The sequence below is a fragment of the Dactylosporangium sp. NPDC049742 genome, from assembly GCF_040674675.1.
GTDB lineage: Bacteria > Actinomycetota > Actinomycetes > Mycobacteriales > Micromonosporaceae > Dactylosporangium > Dactylosporangium maewongense.
Genome location: NZ_JBFANF010000040.1, coordinates 1 through 18,579 on the forward strand (window position 1 = coordinate 1; position 18,579 = coordinate 18,579).

The 18,579-nt window shown below is 71.8% G+C and carries 14 protein-coding genes and 1 rRNA gene; 10 read left to right on the top strand and 5 right to left on the bottom strand.

The features are described from left to right. Positions 1-92: ribosomal RNA gene (gene rrf, locus AB0J72_RS37340) — 5S ribosomal RNA — on the top strand; the annotation flags it as partial. A gap of 112 nt (positions 93-204) precedes the next feature. Here rrf and AB0J72_RS37345 read toward each other — a convergent pair. Next, positions 205-831 carry a hypothetical protein gene (locus AB0J72_RS37345; protein ID WP_363407534.1) on the bottom strand — a complete coding sequence of 209 codons (627 nt, stop codon included), beginning with the start codon at positions 829-831 and terminating at the stop codon, positions 205-207. A gap of 85 nt (positions 832-916) precedes the next feature. Continuing rightward, positions 917-1,786: a hypothetical protein gene (locus tag AB0J72_RS37350; RefSeq protein ID WP_363407537.1), complete on the bottom strand. Its 870-nt coding sequence runs from the start codon at positions 1,784-1,786 to the stop codon at positions 917-919. 73 nt (positions 1,787-1,859) lie between these two features. Here AB0J72_RS37350 and AB0J72_RS37355 point away from each other — a divergent pair, with 73 nt between their 5' ends. From AB0J72_RS37355 to AB0J72_RS37370, 4 genes are all read left to right on the top strand, one after another. After that, positions 1,860-4,478, top strand: coding sequence for a valine--tRNA ligase (locus tag AB0J72_RS37355; protein WP_363407540.1), 2,619 nt, complete (start codon positions 1,860-1,862; stop codon positions 4,476-4,478). Positions 4,479-4,626: 148 nt separating this feature from the next. Beyond that, complete coding sequence (locus AB0J72_RS37360; protein ID WP_363407746.1) at positions 4,627-5,895, top strand: folylpolyglutamate synthase/dihydrofolate synthase family protein; 1,269 nt, start codon at positions 4,627-4,629, stop codon at positions 5,893-5,895. A gap of 174 nt (positions 5,896-6,069) precedes the next feature. Next, on the top strand, positions 6,070-6,414 hold the full coding sequence (locus AB0J72_RS37365) for a DUF4233 domain-containing protein (RefSeq protein ID WP_363407543.1): 345 nt from the start codon (positions 6,070-6,072) through the stop codon (positions 6,412-6,414). A 3-nt stretch (positions 6,415-6,417) separates the two neighbouring features. Then, a complete protein-coding gene (locus AB0J72_RS37370; protein WP_363407546.1) occupies positions 6,418-7,389 on the top strand; it encodes a YafY family protein in 972 nt (323 codons plus the stop codon). On the opposite strand, the gene AB0J72_RS37375 is transcribed toward AB0J72_RS37370, so the two are convergent. Then, entirely contained in the window at positions 7,386-9,857 is a 2,472-nt protein-coding gene (locus AB0J72_RS37375; RefSeq protein WP_363407549.1) for a VOC family protein, read from the bottom strand. The genes AB0J72_RS37370 and AB0J72_RS37375 overlap by 4 nt on opposite strands. 236 nt (positions 9,858-10,093) lie before the next feature. On the opposite strand from AB0J72_RS37375, the gene ndk reads away from it, so the two are divergent. Further along, positions 10,094-10,507: a nucleoside-diphosphate kinase gene (gene ndk / locus AB0J72_RS37380; RefSeq protein WP_354901747.1), complete on the top strand. Its 414-nt coding sequence runs from the start codon at positions 10,094-10,096 to the stop codon at positions 10,505-10,507. Between the two features lie 87 nt (positions 10,508-10,594). On the opposite strand, the gene AB0J72_RS37385 is transcribed toward ndk, so the two are convergent. Further along, on the bottom strand, positions 10,595-12,121 hold the full coding sequence (locus AB0J72_RS37385) for a glycosyl hydrolase family 18 protein (protein ID WP_363407553.1): 1,527 nt from the start codon (positions 12,119-12,121) through the stop codon (positions 10,595-10,597). Between the two features lie 357 nt (positions 12,122-12,478). Here AB0J72_RS37385 and ileS point away from each other — a divergent pair, with 357 nt between their 5' ends. Continuing rightward, positions 12,479-15,586, top strand: coding sequence for an isoleucine--tRNA ligase (ileS, locus tag AB0J72_RS37390; protein WP_363407556.1), 3,108 nt, complete (start codon positions 12,479-12,481; stop codon positions 15,584-15,586). Here ileS and AB0J72_RS37395 read toward each other — a convergent pair. Next, a complete protein-coding gene (locus tag AB0J72_RS37395; RefSeq protein ID WP_363407559.1) occupies positions 15,567-16,178 on the bottom strand; it encodes an XRE family transcriptional regulator in 612 nt (203 codons plus the stop codon). The genes ileS and AB0J72_RS37395 overlap by 20 nt on opposite strands. A 41-nt stretch (positions 16,179-16,219) precedes the next feature. Between AB0J72_RS37395 and AB0J72_RS37400 the strand changes: the two genes are divergently transcribed. The 3 genes from AB0J72_RS37400 (at position 16,220) to AB0J72_RS37410 (ending at position 18,537) form a co-directional block, all read left to right on the top strand. Next, positions 16,220-16,867: a phenylalanine--tRNA ligase beta subunit-related protein gene (locus AB0J72_RS37400; protein ID WP_363407562.1), complete on the top strand. Its 648-nt coding sequence runs from the start codon at positions 16,220-16,222 to the stop codon at positions 16,865-16,867. Continuing rightward, on the top strand, positions 16,864-17,706 hold the full coding sequence (locus AB0J72_RS37405) for a DMT family transporter (RefSeq protein WP_363407565.1): 843 nt from the start codon (positions 16,864-16,866) through the stop codon (positions 17,704-17,706). The genes AB0J72_RS37400 and AB0J72_RS37405 overlap by 4 nt, the downstream gene beginning before the upstream one ends. A gap of 102 nt (positions 17,707-17,808) precedes the next feature. Then, entirely contained in the window at positions 17,809-18,537 is a 729-nt protein-coding gene (locus AB0J72_RS37410; protein ID WP_363407568.1) for a lysophospholipid acyltransferase family protein, read from the top strand. Positions 18,538-18,579 lie beyond the last annotated feature (42 nt).

The window sequence follows — 18,579 nt, forward strand, 5'->3', positions numbered from 1 at the left end:
CGCCCGGTCCCATTCCGAACCCGGAAGCTAAGCCCTCCAGCGCCGATGGTACTGCACCCGAGAGAGTGTGGGAGAGTAGGACGCCGCCGGACAAAATTTTGCAGTAGCCCCAGCCATCAGGCTGGGGCTACTCGCATTTCCGGACCAGAAAGAACAGCACCAGGAAACAGCGCCGGGAAGGCGCTGAAAGCGGAAAGCCGCGGGTCAGCGCTTCTCGACGGCCGGCCGGATCGTCGACAGGGCCTTCTCCGCGTCCGCCGTCTTGCTGCCGGGAAGCACCACGACGCCGAGCGAGCCGTTGTCCGCCCAGCCGCACACGGCGATCACGCCGTCCTTGTCGTCGATCTCGCCGCACCGGGCCACCCCGCCCAGGTCGCCGGCGTCGACGTCATGAACGCCGCGGATCGCGGTGTCCGCGCCGGCGACGGCCTTGAAGGCACCGTCGAGGGACCGCTCCGGCTTCCAGATGCGGCCGGTCCCGGCCACCAGGATGACCGTGCGGGTCTCGGAGCCGTTCGGCTCCCGGTAGATGGCGCCGAGGCTGTCGTCGAGGCTGACCTCGGTCACGATCGCGTCCCGGACGTACTCGGAGGCCTGAGCGGCCTCGTCGGTGGAGAACAGCGTGTAGGAGCCGATCTGCGTCGGGGTGGACACCTTGGTGTCGCTCTGCGCGGTCACCCGCCAGACCGTCGGGCCGTAGACGACCGCGGAGCCCAGCAGGGCCACTCCGGCGAGCGCCCCGCAGACGATGGCCACCTTCTTCACATTGACGGAAGAACGCGGCTCGTCATCAGGCTCATCCGCGTCGGAGATGCCCGGAAGATCGACCATCGGCGCAGCCTAGCAAGGCCCCGCACGCACAGTGGGGCCGGACCGCAGCGGCCCGACCCCACCGGTACATCAGCGGCAGACGCGATCAGCGGGACTCCACCGCCGGGCGGATCTGCAGGAACAGGGACGAGGCATCCTCGAGGTCCCGGCCGATGAACACCCCGATGCCGACACTGCCGTGGTCGGCCCAGGCGCACAGGGTCATCGGCAGCTCGTCCTCGGTGCCGCTCGCGCACTTCACCGTGCCGCCCAGGTCGCCGGCCGGGTAGCTGGTCTGCCCGCCGACGCTGCCGCCGGTGGAGTTGAAGCCCTTGAACGCGTCCTCGATCTCGTCGTCGGGGAAGACGACCGTGGAGGTCGCCGCGACGATCACGACCAGTTTCTGCGGGTCGCCGGTGCTGTAGATGCCCGCCGCGACCTGGTCCACGTCACCGACGTCGTTGCGCAGGTCACGCTCCATCTGGTCGACGATCGTCTGCATCTCGTCGGAGGTCTCCTTCTTCAGCCCTCCCGGCAGCGTCTCCGGCGCCGTCACCGTGGTGCCGGACGCGTCGATGATCGGGTACAGGAACACGCCGCAGCCGACCGCGCAGATCAGGAACAGCGCGCCCAGGATCCCGAGGGTGATCTTCAGCCCCTTGCCCCGGCGCGGCGGCGGGGGCGGCGGGAAGGCCGGACCCTGCCCGGGGAACGGCGCCGCGGCGGGCTGGAACGGCGGTGCCGACGGCTGGAACGGCGGTGCCGACGCCTGGTACGGGTCCTGGTACGCCGGCTGCTGGTACGGCTGCTGAGGCTGCGCATACGACTGCGGCGGGTCGTACGGGCCGGGCTGCTGCGGGTAGGACCCGCCGCTCGGAGCCTGTTGCGTGCCGAACTCCGGCGCCAGGTCGTACGACTGCGGCTGGAACGGCTGCGAGTGGGGCTCGTCGTCGGACGGGCGGGGCGGGTAAGTCACCGTCGATCAGTCTCCTGAGTGAGGGGGCAATGGCGAGCGTAGACCCCACGCGCGAAGTTCTAGACTCGCTGTTGTGACGGAGACTCAACGGACGCCCGGCAGCGCCGAGCCGACCGCCCCCACTGCCTCGGTGCTCTCGGCCCAGTATGCGCCCGGCGAGGTGGAACAGCGGCGGTATGAGCGATGGGTGGCCGACGGTCTGTTCAAGGCCGACGCGGCCAGCGACAAGCCACCGTTCACGATCGTGCTGCCCCCGCCCAACGTGACGGGCTCGCTGCACATCGGTCACGCCCTCGACCACACGGTCCAGGACGCGATCACCCGCCGGAAGCGGATGCAGGGCTTCGAGGCGCTGTGGCTGCCGGGCATGGACCACGCCGGCATCGCCACGCAGAACGTCGTGGAGCGGCAGCTCGCCGCGTCCGGGCAGTCCCGGCACGACCTGGGCCGCGAGGCGTTCGTGGAGAAGGTCTGGCAGTGGAAGGCCGAGTCCGGCGGCAAGATCCTCGGCCAGATGACCCGCCTCGGCGACTCCGTCGACTGGAGCCGCGAGCGGTTCACCATGGACGAGGGGCTGTCCCGCGCCGTCCTCACCATCTTCAAGCGGCTCTTCGACGACGGCCTCATCTACCGGGCCGAGCGCATCATCAACTGGTGCCCCCGGTGCCTGACCGCGCTGTCCGACATCGAGGTCGAGCACTCCGACGACGACGGTGAGCTGGTCTCGATCCGCTACGGCGAGGGTGCCGACGCGATCGTGGTGGCCACCACGCGGGCCGAGACGATGCTCGGTGACACCGCGGTGGCCGTGCACCCCGACGACGAGCGCTACAAGCACCTCGTCGGCACCGAGGTCGAGCTGCCGCTCACCGGCCGCCGGATCCCGATCGTCGCCGACGCGCACGTCGACCCGGCGTTCGGCACCGGCGCGGTCAAGGTGACCCCCGCGCACGACCCCAACGACTTCGAGATCGGCCAGCGGCACGACCTGCCGAGCCTCACCATCATGGACGAGCACGGCGTCATCACCGTGCACGGCCCGTTCCTCGGCCTGGACCGCTTCGAGGCGCGGCCCGCCATCGTCGCCGCGCTGCGCGCCGAGGGGCGCATCGTCGCGGAGAAGCGGCCGTATGTCCACGCCGTCGGCCACTGCCAGCGGTGCGGCACCACCGTGGAGCCGCGCCTGTCGCTGCAGTGGTTCGTGCGCACCGAGCCCCTGGCGCGGGCCGCCGGCGACGCCGTCCGCGACGGCCGGGTCCGGGTGGAGCCGCCGGAGCTCACCAAGCGCTACTTCGGCTGGGTCGACAACATGCACGACTGGTGCATCTCCCGGCAGCTGTGGTGGGGGCACCGCATCCCGGTGTGGTACGGGCCGCAGGGCGAGGTCGTGTGCGTCGGCCCCGACGAGCAGGTGCCATCGGGCGAGGGCTGGACGCAGGACCAGGACGTCCTCGACACGTGGTTCTCCTCGGCGCTGTGGCCGTTCTCCACGCTCGGCTGGCCCGACGAGACCCCCGACCTGGCGAAGTTCTACCCGACCAGCGTCCTGGTGACCGGCTACGACATCCTGTTCTTCTGGGTCGCCCGGATGATGATGTTCGGGCTGTACGCGATGGACGGCCGCCAGCCGTTCGACGTCGTCATGCTGCACGGCATGGTCCGCGACCAGCACGGCAAGAAGATGTCGAAGTCGTTCGGCAACGTCGTCGACCCGCTCGACTGGATCGAGCGGTTCGGCGCCGACGCGACCCGCTTCACCCTCGCCCGCGGCGCCAACCCCGGCGCCGACGTGCCGGTCAGCGAGGAGTGGGTGCAGGGCGCCCGCAACTTCTGCAACAAGCTGTGGAATGCCACCCGGTTCGGCCTGTCCAACGGTGCGACCGTCGAGGGTGACCTGCCCACCGAGGACCTGTCGACCGTCGACCGGTGGATCCTGTCCCGGCTCCAGCACGTCATCGCCGAGGTCGACGAGCAGTTCGAGGCGTTCGAGCTGGCGAAGGTGTGCGACACGCTCTACCACTTCGCGTGGGACGACGTCTGCGACTGGTACCTGGAGCTGTCGAAGGGCGCCATGACCCCGCAGCGGCAGCGGGTGCTGGGCCACGTGCTCGACCAGCTGCTGCGGCTGCTGCACCCGATCACGCCGTTCGTGACCGAGGAGCTGTGGACGACGCTGACCGGCGCGCCGACTCTGGTGCGGGCCACCTGGCCGGCCGCCGACCAGGCGCTGGTGGACGACGCCGCCGAGCGGGAGGTGGCCGACCTGCAGCGGGTCGTCACCGAGGTCCGCCGGTTCCGCGCCGACCAGGGCGTCAAGCCGGCCCAGCGGGTCGTCGCCCGGCTCGAAGGCCTCGACGCCGCCGGCCTGTCCGCGCACGAGGGCCTCATCCGGTCCCTGGCGCGGCTCGAGGCGCCCGGCGCGGAGTTCGCGGCCACCGCGAAGCTCAGCGTCGGCGTCGGGGTCACCGTCGAGCTCGACACCCGCGGCACGATCGACGTCGCCGCGGAGCGGGCCCGGCTCGGCAAGGACAAGGCCGCCGCGGAGAAGGAAGCCGCGCAGTGCCGGGCCAAGCTGGAGAACCCGGCGTTCACCGACAAGGCACCCGACGCGGTCGTGGAGAAGATCCGCCAGCGGCTCACCGCCGCCGAGACCGACCTGGCCCGGATCAACGGGCAGCTGGACGCGCTGTGAGCGGGCCGGAGCGCAGCGGAGGGCCGCGAACCAGAATCACAGGGTGGAGTTCACGCCGTCGCCGTAGCGCAGCGGAGGGGGCGGCGTGAGCGGACCAGGTCGCTTCAACGAGGTCGAGCAGGAGCTCAACGGCCGGGGCTTCACCAGGATGGTGTTCGACCTCGGCCGGATCGAGGCCCTGCTCGACTCGCTGGGCAGCCCGCAGCGGGCGTACCCGGCGATCCACCTGACGGGCACCAACGGCAAGACCTCGACGGCCCGGATGATCGACTCGCTGCTGCGCGCGCACGGCCTGCGGACGGGCCGCTACACCAGCCCCCACCTGCAGACGATCCGTGAGCGCATCAGCATCGAGGGCGAGCCGATCACCGAGGAGCGGTTCGTCGAGGTGTACGACGAGGTCCAGCCCCTCGCCGAGTACCTGGACGCGCGCAGCGACGCGCCGCTGACGTACTTCGACATGACCACCGCGATGGCGTTCGCCGCGTTCGCCGACGCGCCCGTCGACGTCGCCGTCGTCGAGGTCGGCCTCGGCGGCGCCGACGACTCCACCAACGTGCTGCAGGCGCAGACGACCGTGATCACCCCGATCGGCCTCGACCACACCGAGTGGCTCGGCGACACCATCGAGGACATCGCGCTCGCCAAGGCCGGCATCGTGCACAAGGGGGCGACCCTGATCTGCGCGGCGCAGCCGGACGAGGCGATGCGCCCGATCCTGGAGCGCTGCGCCGAGGTCGGCGCGACCATCGCCCGGGAGGGCCGCGAGTTCGGCGTCGTCCGGCGCGACCTCGCCGTCGGCGGGCAGGTCCTCACCCTGCAGGGCCTGTCCGGCACCTACGAGGGCGTCTTCCTGCCGCTGCACGGCGAGCACCAGGCGCAGAACGCGGCGATCGCCCTGGCGGCCGTCGAGTCGTTCCTCGGCGCCGGCAACGAGCGGGCGCTGAGCGCCGACGCCGTCCGCGAGGGGTTCGGCGGCGCCACCTCGCCGGGCCGGCTCGAACGGGTCCGCAAGTCACCGCCGATCCTCGTCGACGCCGCGCACAACCCGGTCGGCATGCAGGCCACCGTCCGCGCGCTCAACGAGGAGTTCGCGTTCAGCGGCCTCGTCGCCGTCGTCGCGGCCCTCGCCGACAAGGACGTCGAAGGCATGCTGGAACTGCTCGAGCCGATCACCGAGAGCATCGTCTGCACCCGCAACAGCTCGCCCCGGGCCATGTCGGCCGCGCAGCTCGGCGCGATCGCCGAGGAGCTGTACGGGCCCGAACGGGTCCACGTCGTGCCCGACTTCGCCGACGCGATCGACGCGGCCGTCACGCTCGCCGAGTCCGACAACGCGATCCCCGGCTCGATCGGCATCCTGGTCACCGGCTCGGTCGTGACCGTCGCCGACGCCCGCGGGCTGCTGAAGCGATGAGCGGCCGGCGTAGCGTCTCGGGCTGCTCATCATGGGTGTGGTTGTGGCTCAGGTCGACGCCTGGAGCGCAGCGGAAGGTGGCGGCATGAGCGGCCAGCGTAGCGTCTCGGGCTGCTCATCATGGGTGTGGTTGTGGCTCAGGTCGACGCCTGGAGCGCAGCGGAAGGTGGCGGCATGAGCACCACCGGCCTGAAGAACCCCGGCGGCGCCGTCCGCGGCGTCGGCGCGTCCGCGCTCGTCGTGTTCGGCTTGGTCCTGCTGCTCGCGCTGCTGCCCCTGGCGAAGCTCGGCCAGTCGGCCGGCGCGCTGTGGCTCTGCGGCGGGCTCGCCGTGCTCAGCTTCGCCCTCTGCGGGCTGCTGCGGCACGGATGGGCGTGGCACGCGGCACTGGTCGTGCCGGTCGGGCTGCTCGCCGGTGGGGTCCTGCACTGGTCCCTGCTCGCCCTCGGCATCGTCTTCGGCCTGACGTGGGCTTACGTGTTGTACGTGCGGCGAGCCGTCTACGCGAACAAACCCTGACGCATGCGGGCGAGCCGGCTGCTCTCGACGCTGCTGCTGTTGCAGACCAGGGGCCGGCTCACCGCGCAGCAGATCGCCGACGAGCTCGAGGTCTCGATCCGCACCGTCTACCGCGACATCGAGGCGCTCTCCGCGTCGGGGGTTCCCGTGTACGCGGACCGCGGGCCCGCCGGCGGCTACCAGCTCGTCGACGGCTACCGCACGACGCTGACGGGGCTGACCACCGACGAGGCGGCCGCGCTCTTCCTCGCCGGCAGCGGCGCCACCGCCGGGCACCTGGGCCTCGGGCCGACGCTCGACGCGGCGCAGCTGAAGCTCCTCGCGGCGATGCCCCTGGAGCAGCGCACCATGGCGGCGCGCATCCAGGAGCGGGTCCACGTGGACGCGCCCGGCTGGTTCCGCGACCCGGAGGCGCCGCCGCATCTCGACGCCGTCGCCGGCGCGGTGTGGGACCAGCGGCGGCTGCGGGTGGCGTACCGCAAGTGGGACGGCACCCAGGTCGAACGGACCCTGGAGCCGCTCGGCCTGGTGCTGAAGGGCACCGCCTGGTACGTCGTCGCCCGCGGACGGGAGCGCGTCAACGCCTACCGGATCTCCCGCGTCGACGCCGTCGACGTCCTGCCGGAGCGGTTCGACCGGCCCGAGGCCTTCGACCTGCGCGACTACTGGACCGGGTGGTCGGATCGGCTGCAGCGCACCCTGTACCGCGGGGGCGACGCCACCGTCCGCGTCGGGCCCCGCGCGGCGAGCATGTGGTGGATGCTGGGCCCGGTCGCCGAACGGGCCCTGCGCGAGACCGCCGGCCCGCCCGACGCCGACGGCTGGGTGGAGATCGTCCTGCCGATCGAGACCTTCGAGCACGTCCGGGTCGACCTGGGCCGCTTCGGCCCCGACGTCGAGGTGCTCGCCCCGGCGGAGCTGCGCGAGCTGATGCGCCGCACCGCCGAGGAGACCCTCCGCCGCTACTCCGGCTAGCGCCGCAGCTCCCACCTGGTCAGCGCGATCGCGTGGCCGTCGGGGTCGCGGAACGTCGCCGAGCACAGCTCCAGCTGCTCGCCCTGCGGCACGACCCGCGGCCGGTGGACGAAGTCGACGCCCTGCTCGCGGAGCCGCTCGTACGCCTCGTACACGTCGGGGACCTCGAGGTTGAGGTGCACGACCCGGCGGTCGACCGGCGGCATGTCCGCGACCCGGCGCAGCACGACCCTGGCGTCGCCGGTGGCGAGGACCGCGGCCGCGTCGCCGCTGTCGAGCTCGGTGAGGCCGAGGGTGTCGCGGTAGAACCGCCGGGACCGCTCCAGGTCCGACACGATCAGCGTGATGCTCACCCCGTTGACGCCGTCGAGGGGGTTGGGCTGCTGCCGCTGCTCGGTCGCCAGGAACTGCCCGACCGCGCCCTCGGACGGCGGCTGCTCCTCCAGCTGGTCCTCGGGCGAGTCGCCGACGTAGTGCTCCGTGGCGTAGGGGTTCGGGGCGACCGGCTCCTCGTCATCGTCGTCGCCGCTCCCGCCGGGGAGCGCCGTGCCGGGCGTCGGCCACGCGGGCGCGGCGCCGAACACGCCGGTGCCGGGCGCGGTGGCGTCGCGCGAGTGGCCGTTGCTCGACCACGCCGACGTCGTGGGCCCGCCGGCGTCGCCTGTACCCCACGGGCGGACGGTGGAGTTGCCGTTGCTCGCCGGGTCGCCGGCGGCGGCCTCGTTCGCCGACCGCAGCGGCGTCGGCGGCCCGGACGGCGACGGCCCGAGGACCGGCGACGACCCGACGACCGGTGCCGGCCCCACGACGATTGCCGACTCGTCGGTGCCACCCACGGGCGCGGTGTCGGTGTCGGCGGTGTCGGTGTCGGTGGGGTCGCTGTCCGCCGGGGCCGGGTCCGAGGGCGTGGTGTCGGTGGGCGTGGTGTCGGTTGGCGGCTCGGCGTCGTGGGCCTGGAGGTGCTCCAGACGCGGGAGCCGGGTCGGCAGCTGCTCGGTCTCGCGGTCGGGCCACCAGGTGATCCCCGACGGAAGGGCGGCGCTGCCCGTGGGCTCGTCGCCGGACTGCTCGACACCCCCCTCGACGGCTGTTTCGACCTCCTGCACCGCGGGCGTCAGCTCCGGAGTCTGTACGGAGACATGCTCCGCAGTCTGTTCCGCGGCGGCCTGCTCGGAGGGCTGCTCGGAGGGCTCGTCAGAGGAGTGGTCGGCGGCGGCGGGCGGCAGGTCCGAGGACGGCAGGTCCGGCGGTGGCGAGAGGGTGGAGCCCGCCTCCGGGATCGTGTACGACGGCGCGGCCTCCGTGACCGCGGCCGGGGTCTCCTCCGGGGCGGGCGCGACCGCCGGCTCCACGGTCCTCGCCGGTGCGTGGTCGTGGGTGCCGGGGCGGGGACGCGGGCTCGGCCGGCGCCGGGCGCCGCCCCGCACCGGGTTGGACGGCAGGCGCACCACCATCGGCGGGGTGTCCTCGGTGACGACACCCGCGTGCGCGGCCTGGGCGTCGGCGGCGGGATCCGCGGCACCTGCCCCGCTGACGGGCGCGGCGGTGACGGTCCCGACCCCGGCGTGCTCCCCGGCCAGCGCGTGCTCCCCGGTCGCCGCCTGCCCGCCGGCCGATGCCGGCGAGGCGCTCGCCGTGGGCGAGCCGGTTGCCGTGGACGAAGCGCTCGCCGTGGGCGAGCCGGTGGTCTGCGAGCCGGTCTTGGTGAAGGCGACCGCCGCCGGTGCCGCGAATCCTGACGTGCCGGCGGGGTCGCCGGTGCCGCCGGGGGCGGGGGAGGTCGGCCGCTGGGCGGGCCGGGTCTGGCCGGTGCGGTCACCGCGCCCCGACAGCCGGACCGGCTCGATGACCGGCGCCGCGATCGGGGGGAGGTCGGTGAGCGTGGGCCGGTTGTCGGGCGGGAGGTCTTCGGCGGGCCGCTCGAAGGGCGTGACCGAGCCGCCGCCTGGCCCCCTGGCCGGGGCACCGGCCGGACCACCCACGGCGCCGCCGGCGGTGACCCTGGCGCGTTCGCGCTCGCGCTCGTAGTCGTCGGTGGGGGAGTCGACGATGTCGAGCTCGTCACCGTCGACGGAGTAGCGCGGACCGCCGCCGCCGGAGGGGCGCCGCTCCGACGCCTGGGCGTCCTGGTGCGACTGGACCTTGTCCCAGACGACCGCGAGCTTGCGCGGGTTGCCCTTGAGGACCTGGACCGGCAGGGTCGCGCCGGCGTCGGGCCACTTGTCCAGCGGGATGGCCGGGTCGACCGTGGAGACGGTGACGCCGTTGATGCCCGTCGCCCTGACGACGAGCTTGAGCCTCCCGCGGGCGGTGCGGCCGTCGGTCGTCGGGCGGGGCGAGATATCGGCGACCCTCGCTGTGCCGTAGACGTATTGCCGCACCTTGTTGCGCGAGTTGAGGACAAGGATCAGCACCGGACCGGCGGCGGCCAGGATGATGCCCAACGCGACCACCAACGCGTTGGTCATACCCAGTCCGCAGAATGCCAGGAAACTACCGACCACGACGAGCAGTGCGATCACGAGTTTCCTGGTGCCGGTGTCCTGCGCACGATTGCTGGACGGCAAAGTCGACCTCCCCAGACGACTGACATCAGGCTATGCCTGATCATCGCCGGAACGGAAGTCTTCGGCACCCGGGCGGGTCGGGTTCGGTGACGCTGGGTAGGCTCAGGGCCGAACCGGACCCATCTTGGAGGCACGTCGTGGCCGAGCGTTCGCTCGTTTTGATCAAGCCTGATGCCGTGCGCCGTGGACTCGTCGGCGAGATCATCGGGCGCCTGGAGCGCAAGGGCCTCGCCATCGACGCGATGCGGCTGCGCACCATGGATCGGACCCTCGCCGACCAGCACTACGCCGAGCACGTGGAGCGCGATTTCTACCCCCCGCTGCGGGACTTCATGACCAGCGGCGACCTCGTCGCGCTGGTCGTCTCGGGCGACGAGGCGATCGCCGTCATCCGCACCCTGATCGGTTCGACCGACGGCAGGAAGGCCGCGCCGGGCAGCATCCGCGGCGATTTCTCGCTGTCCAACCGGGAGAATCTCGTGCACGCGTCCGACTCGGTGGACAGTGCGAAGCGTGAGATCGCCCTGTGGTTCCCGGAGCTCGCGGAATAAAAATCACCCTGAATGGGCGAGACCTGAATGGCGAGGAGGGCGGGTGCTGGGACACCCGCCCTCCTCACTGTGTTGGGGAAGAAAGCCTTAGGGCAGCGTCGCCAGGTGGGGCTTGACGGTCTTGGCGAAGTTGTTGCCGTTCGTGACGTCCCAGTTGATCGACCAGGTCATCGCGCCCCGGATGCCGGGGTAGGTGTGCGGCGGCTTGAACGTGCCGCAGTTGGTGCCGGACGCCAGGCACGACAGCGCCTGGTTGACCAGCGCCGGGGCGACCACGCCACCGCCGGCGGCGCCGGGGCCGGCCGGCAGGCCGAGGGCGACCTGGTCGGGGCGCAGCCCGTTCTCCAGCTGGATGCAGGCGAGCGCGGTCATGAAGTTGACGGTGCCCTGCGAGTACGCGGCCATCTGGTCGCAGCCGAGCATCGCGCCGGAGTTGTAGTACTGGGTGTAGACGACCGTGAGGATGTCCTTGATGGACAGTGCCAGCGCGAAGTAGCCGGCGCCGGTGGACTGCATGTCGATCGTCTGCGGCGCCATCGTGATGATGAGGTTCGCGCCGGCCTTGGCCCGCAGCGAGCGCAGCGCCTGGGCCATGTAGGTCGGGTTGAGCCCGTTCTCCAGGTCGATGTCGATGCCGTCGAAGCCGTACTGCTGCATCAGCGCCCACGCGCTGTTGGCGAAGTTCGTCGCGGCGGTCGCGTCGCCGACGCTGACCCGGCCGGCCTCGCCGCCGACGGACAGGATGACCTTCTTGCCGCGGGCGTGCAGGGTGGCGATGTCGGACTTGAACTCCGCGTCGGTGTAGCCGCCGAGCGCAGAGGCGAGCTGCGGGTCGACCGCGAAGGTCAGCTGGCCCGGCTGCGAGCCGGTCTCCGCGAACGCGACGTCGATCAGGTCGTACTCGCTGGGGACGTCACGCAGCTTCAGCTTCGCCGCGCTGTTGACGAAGTCCTGCCAGTAGCCGGTCAGGAAGTGCTTCGGCAGCGGGCTGGGCGGCGTCGAGGTCGACGGTGACGGCGAGGTCGACGGGGACTTCGAGACCGACGGCGACACCGACGGCGAGGGCGAGGTCGACCGCGACGGGGACGCGGACGGGGTGGTCGGCTCGAGCGTCGTCGGCGGGGTGCCGCCGGGGCCGTTCAGCGAGAAGTCGTCCGCGGTGTAGGCGGGCTGCCCGTACCAACCGTTGACGTAGACGACCGCCGTCTTCTGCGTCGCGGCGGTGGTGAACGACACCGAGAGCTGCGAGTAGGCGCCGCCGGTGCCGGGCGTCCAGGTGCTGGCGTCGACGCCGCCGGTGACGCCGATGAACACGTAGGAGCCGTTGACGTAGCCGGAGAAGGTGTACTTCGTGTTCGGCTGCACGGACACCGTCTGCTGGCACCGGGCGGTGGTGCCGCCGGGCGTGCCGGTGAGCTTGTAGCTGCCGGACCGGGCGCCGCCGGAGGTGACCGCGGCCGACGCCTCGCAGCTCCAGCTGTTGGCGTTGCCGGTCTCGAAGCCTGGGTTGGTGAGCAGCTCGGCGGCCGAGGCGGGCAGCGCGATCACGACCCCGGCGAGGGTCAGCGCGGCCGCTCCGGTGCCCGCGAGCAGGGCGATAGTGCGTGGACGCATCGTGGCTCCAGGTGGGGGTGACGTCGATGGGCGTCGACGTTTGGTGTCACGAAACTCCAGCGGGGAATTAATGTCAAGGTTTCTTTACTATTCTTTATGGCAGCCGGGGAAACCTGGATGCGCGACGCGGTACCCTGGACGCACAGGCGTCGACCCGGCCATCACCGGCGAGCCTCCGGAAGAACGGGCCGCCGGGTGATCGGCGGCCTCAGTAGAACCGGACGGGCACCGGTCCGTCACAGCCGGCCAACGAGCGGCCACCGTCAGGTGGCAAGCGGGGTGGTACCGCGGACCTGCGAAGGTTCGTCCCCGCGTGGAGTCGAGACAGCTGACGTCACGCGAGGAGTGCGACCGCCGATGGCCTATCCGATGCACAATGCCGCGCAGGGTGTGCCGGCCAGCCCCGACCTGCCCGAGGTCGAGCGGGGCGTCCTGGACTACTGGGCCGCCGACAAGACCTTCGAGGCCTCCGTCGAGCAGCGTGACGCGGGCGTCGACGGCGCCAACGAGTTCGTGTTCTACGACGGCCCGCCGTTCGCCAACGGCCTGCCGCACTACGGCCACCTGCTGACCGGCTACGCGAAGGACGTCGTCCCCCGGTACAAGTCGATGCGCGGCTTCCGGGTCGAGCGCCGCTTCGGGTGGGACTGTCACGGCCTGCCGGCCGAGGTCGAGGCGGAGAAGCAGCTCGGCATCAGCACGAAGGCGGAGATCCTCCAGCTCGGCGTCGACAAGTTCAACGCCGCCACCAGGGAGTCCGTGCTGCGCTACACGGCCGAGTGGGAGCGGTACGTGACGCGCCAGGCGCGCTGGGTCGACTTCACCAACGACTACAAGACGCTCGACCTGGACTACATGGAAAGCGTCATGTGGGCCTTCAAGACCCTGCACGACAAGGGTCTCGTCTACGAGGGGTTCCGGGTCCTCGCGTACTGCTGGCGCTGCGAGACCCCGCTGTCCAACACCGAGCTGCGCATGGACGACGACGTCTACCGCGACCGGCAGGACCCGGCGCTGACCGTGGCCTTCCAGCTGGAGAGCGGCGAGAAGATCCTCGCCTGGACGACGACCCCGTGGACGCTGCCGTCCAACCTGGCCCTCGCGGTCGGCCCGGACATCGACTACGCGGTGTTCGAGGAGGAGGGCGTCCGTTATGTTCTCGCGGAATCGCGGGTGGCGGCGTACGAGAAGGAGCTGGCGAACGCTTCCAAGGTAGACACGGTCAAGGGCGCGACGCTGGTCGGGCGCAGGTACACGCCGCTGTTCGACTTCCTCGCCGACACCCCCAACGCGTTCCAGGTGATCGGCGCGGACTTCGTCACCACCGAGGACGGCACCGGCGTCGTGCACATGGCGCCCGCCTTCGGCGAGGACGACCAGGCGGCCTGCGCGTCCGTCGGCATCCCCACCGTCGTCACCGTCGACGAGCACACCCGCTTCACCTCGGTCGTCCCCGCGTACCAGGGGCTGCAGGTCTTCGAGGCCAACAAGCCGGTCATCCGCGACCTGAAGGCCGCGGGCGTCGTCGTGCGCCACGACTCCTACACGCACTCCTACCCGCACTGCTGGCGCTGCGACACGCCGCTGGTCTACAAGGCGGTCTCGTCGTGGTTCGTGGCCGTGTCCACGTTCCGCGACCGGATGGTGGAGCTCAACCAGCAGATCACCTGGACGCCGGAGCACATCAAGGAGGGCTCGTTCGGCAAGTGGCTGGCCAACGCCCGCGACTGGTCGATCAGCCGCAACCGGTTCTGGGGCTCGCCGATCCCGGTGTGGAAGTCCGACGACCCGCAGTACCCGCGCGTCGACGTGTACGGCTCGCTCGACGAGCTCGAGCGCGACTTCGGCGTGCGCCCCGGCGACCTGCACCGGCCCGAGATCGACAACCTGACCCGGCCCAACCCGGACGACCCGACCGGGCAGTCCGTCATGCGCCGCGTGCCGGAGGTCCTCGACTGCTGGTTCGAGTCGGGCTCGATGCCGTTCGCGCAGGTCCACTACCCGTTCGAGAACCGGGACTGGTTCGAGCACCACTACCCGGGCGACTTCATCGTCGAGTACATCGGCCAGACCCGCGGCTGGTTCTACACCATGCACGTGCTGGCCACCGCGCTCTTCGACCGCCCGGCGTTCAACAACTGCGTCAGCCACGGCATCCTCCTCGGCGAGGACGGCCGCAAGATGTCCAAGAGCCTGCGCAACTACCCCGACGTCTACCGGGTGTTCGACGAGTACGGCTCCGACGCGATGCGGTGGTTCCTCGTGGCGTCGCCGGTGCTGCGCGGCGGTGACATGCCGGTCACCGAGGTCGGCATCCGCGACGCGGTCCGGCAGGTGCTCCTGCCGCTGTGGAACGTCTGGTACTTCTTCTCGCTGTACGCCAACGCGGACGGCTACACCGCGCGGCGGCGCGCCGGCAGCACGCACCTGCTCGACCGGTACGTGCTGGCCAAGACCGGCGAGCTGGTCGCGACCGTGACCGCGCAGCTGGACGCCTACGACCTGTCCGGCGCCTGCGGGACGGTCCGGTCCTACCTCGACGCGCTGACCAACTGGTACGTGCGCCGCTCCCGCGACCGGTTCTGGTCCGGCGACCACGACGCGTTCGACACGCTCTACACCGTGCTGTCGACGCTGACACAGGTCGTCGCGCCGCTCGCGCCGCTGACCGCGGAGGAGATCTTCCGCGGTCTGACCGGCGAGCGGTCGGTGCACCTGACCGACTGGCCGTCGGCGGCGGAGTTCCCCGCCGACCACGCGCTGGTCGCGGACATGGACGCGGTGCGGGACGTCTGCTCGGCGGCGCTCTCCCTGCGCAAGGCCCGCGGGCTGCGGGTACGGCTGCCGCTGCAGACCCTGACGGTGGCCACGCCGCGGGCGGAGGCGCTGCGGCCCTTCGCCGCGCTCGTCGCCGACGAGGTCAACGTGAAGGAGGTCGTCTTCACCGGCGACGTCGCCGCGCACTGCACGCCGGTGCTGACGCTGGTGCCGCGGGTGCTCGGCCCGCGCCTCGGCAAGGACGTCCAGCAGGTGATCAAGGCGGTCAAGGCCGGCGACTGGCAGCACACCGGCGACGAGGTCGTGGCCGGCGGCGTGACCCTGCAGGACGGCGAGTACGACCTGAAGCTGGTCGCGGCGGACCCGACCCAGTCGGCGCCGCTGCCCGGCGGCGAGGGCGTGGTCGTGCTCGACAGCACGGTCACCCCGGAGCTGGCGGCCGAGGGGCTCGCCCGCGACCTGGTCAGGGTCGTGCAGCAGGCCCGGCGGGACGCGGACCTGAACGTCTCGGACCGCATCACGGTCCTCGTGCAGGGCGACGGGCTGGACGCGGTGCTCGCCGCGCACGGCGCGTTCGTGGCCGGCGAGGTCCTCGCCGACGCGGTGTCGCTGGGGGCGGTGCCCCAGGGCTTCGCCGGAGAGGTCGGCGACGGTCAGGCCGTCGTCGTCAAGGTGACGAAGGCCTAGGCGCCCGCCGGTCGAACTCGCCCTCGGGCATCACGACCACCATCGTGAGGACCGCCTCCACGTCCGCCGCGTTGCGGTAGGTGTGGGGGCGGTCGGCCCGGAAGTCGATCGTCTCGCCGGTCCGCACGGTGTACTGCGAACCGTCGACCGTCACCACGAGCGAGCCCTCTCGCAGGTGGATCAGCTCCCGCGTGCCGGAGGAGTGGTCGCCGGAGTCGTGCGTCTCGCCGGGCGGCATCCGCCACTCCCAGACCTCGACGAACGCCGGGTCGTTCACGCCGCGCAGCAGCCTGCCGGTCCCGCCCGCGCCGCCCCGCCACAGCACCGGCGGCTCGTCCGCGCCGACGATCCGCACCACCGGCTCCGGCTCCGACTCCAGCAGCCGGCCGATGTTCACCCCGAACGACTCCGCGATCCGGCACAGCGTGCCGATGCTCGGGTTGGTCTTCGCGCCCTCGATCTGCACGAGCATGCCCTTGCTGACGCCGGACCGGCTGGCCAGCTCGTCGAGGGACCAGCGCCGGCCCTGCCGCAGCGCCTTCACGTGCCTGGCGATCGCCGCCTGGGCGACCTGCGCCACATCGTCGGTCAAAATATTTTCCTTCACAGTCAATATCATGATACGACTGCGGCATGTTCGCCATCGCCGATGAGGTGCTCGACCTGTGCCGGTCCGTGGGCCATGAGGCTACCGTCCTCGCGGTGCTCGCCGACGGACTCCGCAACGGTCCCAGCGACGGTGCCGTGCTGCAGCAGGCGATCAAGGACGCCGGTGATCTCGGCCTGCCGCTCGACGCCCCGTTACCGGCATGGCGCGACGTCTACCGGGCCTTCGGGGCGAAGCCGCAGCGCACCCCGTGCTCGGCGGAGGCGCTGCGCAAGCGGGCCGCCCGCGGGGACGTGCCCGTGATCGACCGGATCGTCGACGCGTACAACGCCGTCAGCATCCGCTTCGCCGTGCCGATCGGCGGCGAGGACCGCGCCGCGCTCGCCGGCACCGAGCGACTCGTGCTCGCCGCCGGCGACGAGCCGTTCGACACGGTGAAGGAGGGCGCGCCGGTCGTGGAGACGCCGGAGCCCGGCGAGGTGATCTGGCGCGACGACCTCGGGGTGACCTGCCGGCGGTGGAACTGGCGCCAGGGCCGCCGCACCGCCATCACCGCCGCCACCACCTCGGCCGTCTTCCTCCTGGAAGGTCTGGACACCGACCTCACGCCGGCCGCGGAGATGCTCGCCGAGCTGCTCGACGCCGACACGATCACCGTACGGAGGCTCGCGTGATCGGGATCGTGCTCGCCGCGCTGTCGGGGCTGGTGTGGGGCGTCGGCGACTTCGCGGGCGGCAAGGCCAGCCAGCGCGTCGACTCGAAGACCGTGGTCGTGCTGTCGAAGGCCGCCAGCATCCCGCTGCTGCTGCTCTTCCTGGTGCTCATGCCCACCGCGCCGCACGCCGGCGCCCTCGGCTGGGGCGCCGCCGCGGGCGCGCTCGGCATGGTCGGGATGATGGTGTTCTACCGGGCGATGGCCGGCGGCGCCATGACGATCGTCGCTCCCGTCAGCGCCGTCACCACCGCCCTGCTGCCCGTCGCCGCCGGCCTGCTCTCCGGCGAGCGCCCGGGTGGTCTCGCTCTGGCCGGCGCGGGCTGTGCGATTGTCGCGATCGGCCTGGTCAGCCTCGCGCCCGGAGGCGGCGCCGGGCTTTCCGTCCGGCTGCTCGGCATGGCACTCGGCGCAGGCGTCGCGTTCGGTCTGTTCTTCATCTGCCTGTCCGCCGCGAGCGACGCCGCCGGCGGTGCCGCCGGGATGTGGCCGGTCCTCGGCGCGCAGGTCACCGCCGTCGTGCTCGGCGCGCCGCTGCTGCTGCGCGGCCCGGGCGCGGCACGTCCGTCCGGGGCGCCGCTGCGCTGGCTGCTCACCGCCGGGATGCTCGACATGAGCGCCAACGCCCTCTATGTCCTGGCCGTCCAGCGCGGGGACCTGAGCATCATCGCGCCGGTCGCGTCGCTGTACCCGGTGAGCACCGTCCTGCTCGCGATGCTCGTCGACCGCGAGCGGCTGCGCCCGGTCCAGCTGGCCGGGCTCGGGCTGGCCGCGACCGCGCTGGTGCTCGTCGCCTCATGAGAACCTGGGTGGTGTTGCCCACGGTGTGAGCTCAGCGGCTGACCTGACGACCCGCGCCGTCTACAGTGGGCGGCATCGTCTGTTGAGCCTGGTGGAGGGCATTTGTCCGCGCTGTATGCGGTCGGCAAGTTCGCGATCTCACCAGTGTCCCGCCTGCTGTGGCGGCCCAAGGTGAGCGGATTGGACAACGTGCCGGCCACCGGCCCGGCCATCCTCGCCAGCAACCACCAGTCCGTCATCGACTCGGTGCTGATGGGCGCGCTCATGCCGCGCAACGTCTACTTCCTCGCCAAGGACGAGTACTTCATCGCCCCCGGCGTCAAGGGCACCGTCATGCGCAACGTCATGTACGGGCTGAACCAGATCCCCGTCGACCGCTCCGGCGGCCGGGCCAGCCTGATGGCGCTCGACGCCGCGCTGCCCGTCCTCCGCGACGGCCACGTCCTCGGCATCTTTCCCGAGGGCACCCGCTCACCCGACGGCCGCCTGTACCGCGGCCGCCCCGGTGTGGCGAAGCTCGCCCTCGACGCGCCCGCCCCGATCATCCCGATCGGCCTGCTCAACACCGAGAAGATCCAGCCGATCGGCGCCTCCGTGCCGCGCCTCGGCCCGACCGTCGAGGTCCGCGTCGGCGAGCCGCTCGACCTGAGCCAGTGGCAGGGCGGCGAGATCGACAGCCGCGGTCTGCGCGAGCTGACCCTCAAGCTCATGAACGCGATCCAGCAGCTCACCGGCCAGGAGTACGTCACCCGGTACGCCCCCAAGCGCCCCGACCAGATCGCCGCCGCGAACGGTTCGGCTACGAACGGTTCGGCTCCGGCGGAACAGTAGACGACCGCCGCTGCCGTCCACTGACGCGCGTTACTTGACCGC

Bases quoted from the DNA above. Each gene is read 5' to 3' on its own strand.
- AB0J72_RS37375 (WP_363407549.1), bottom strand. From the start codon at position 9,857: ATGACCAACGCGTTGGTGGTCGCGTTGGGCATCATCCTGGCCGCCGCC.
- AB0J72_RS37370 (WP_363407546.1), top strand. From the start codon at position 6,418: ATGCGGGCGAGCCGGCTGCTCTCGACGCTGCTGCTGTTGCAGACCAGG.
- AB0J72_RS37360 (WP_363407746.1), top strand. From the start codon at position 4,627: ATGGTGTTCGACCTCGGCCGGATCGAGGCCCTGCTCGACTCGCTGGGC.
- AB0J72_RS37400 (WP_363407562.1), top strand. From the start codon at position 16,220: ATGTTCGCCATCGCCGATGAGGTGCTCGACCTGTGCCGGTCCGTGGGC.
- AB0J72_RS37345 (WP_363407534.1), bottom strand. From the start codon at position 831: ATGGTCGATCTTCCGGGCATCTCCGACGCGGATGAGCCTGATGACGAG.
- AB0J72_RS37385 (WP_363407553.1), bottom strand. From the start codon at position 12,121: ATGCGTCCACGCACTATCGCCCTGCTCGCGGGCACCGGAGCGGCCGCG.
- AB0J72_RS37365 (WP_363407543.1), top strand. From the start codon at position 6,070: ATGAGCACCACCGGCCTGAAGAACCCCGGCGGCGCCGTCCGCGGCGTC.
- ileS (WP_363407556.1), top strand. From the start codon at position 12,479: ATGGCCTATCCGATGCACAATGCCGCGCAGGGTGTGCCGGCCAGCCCC.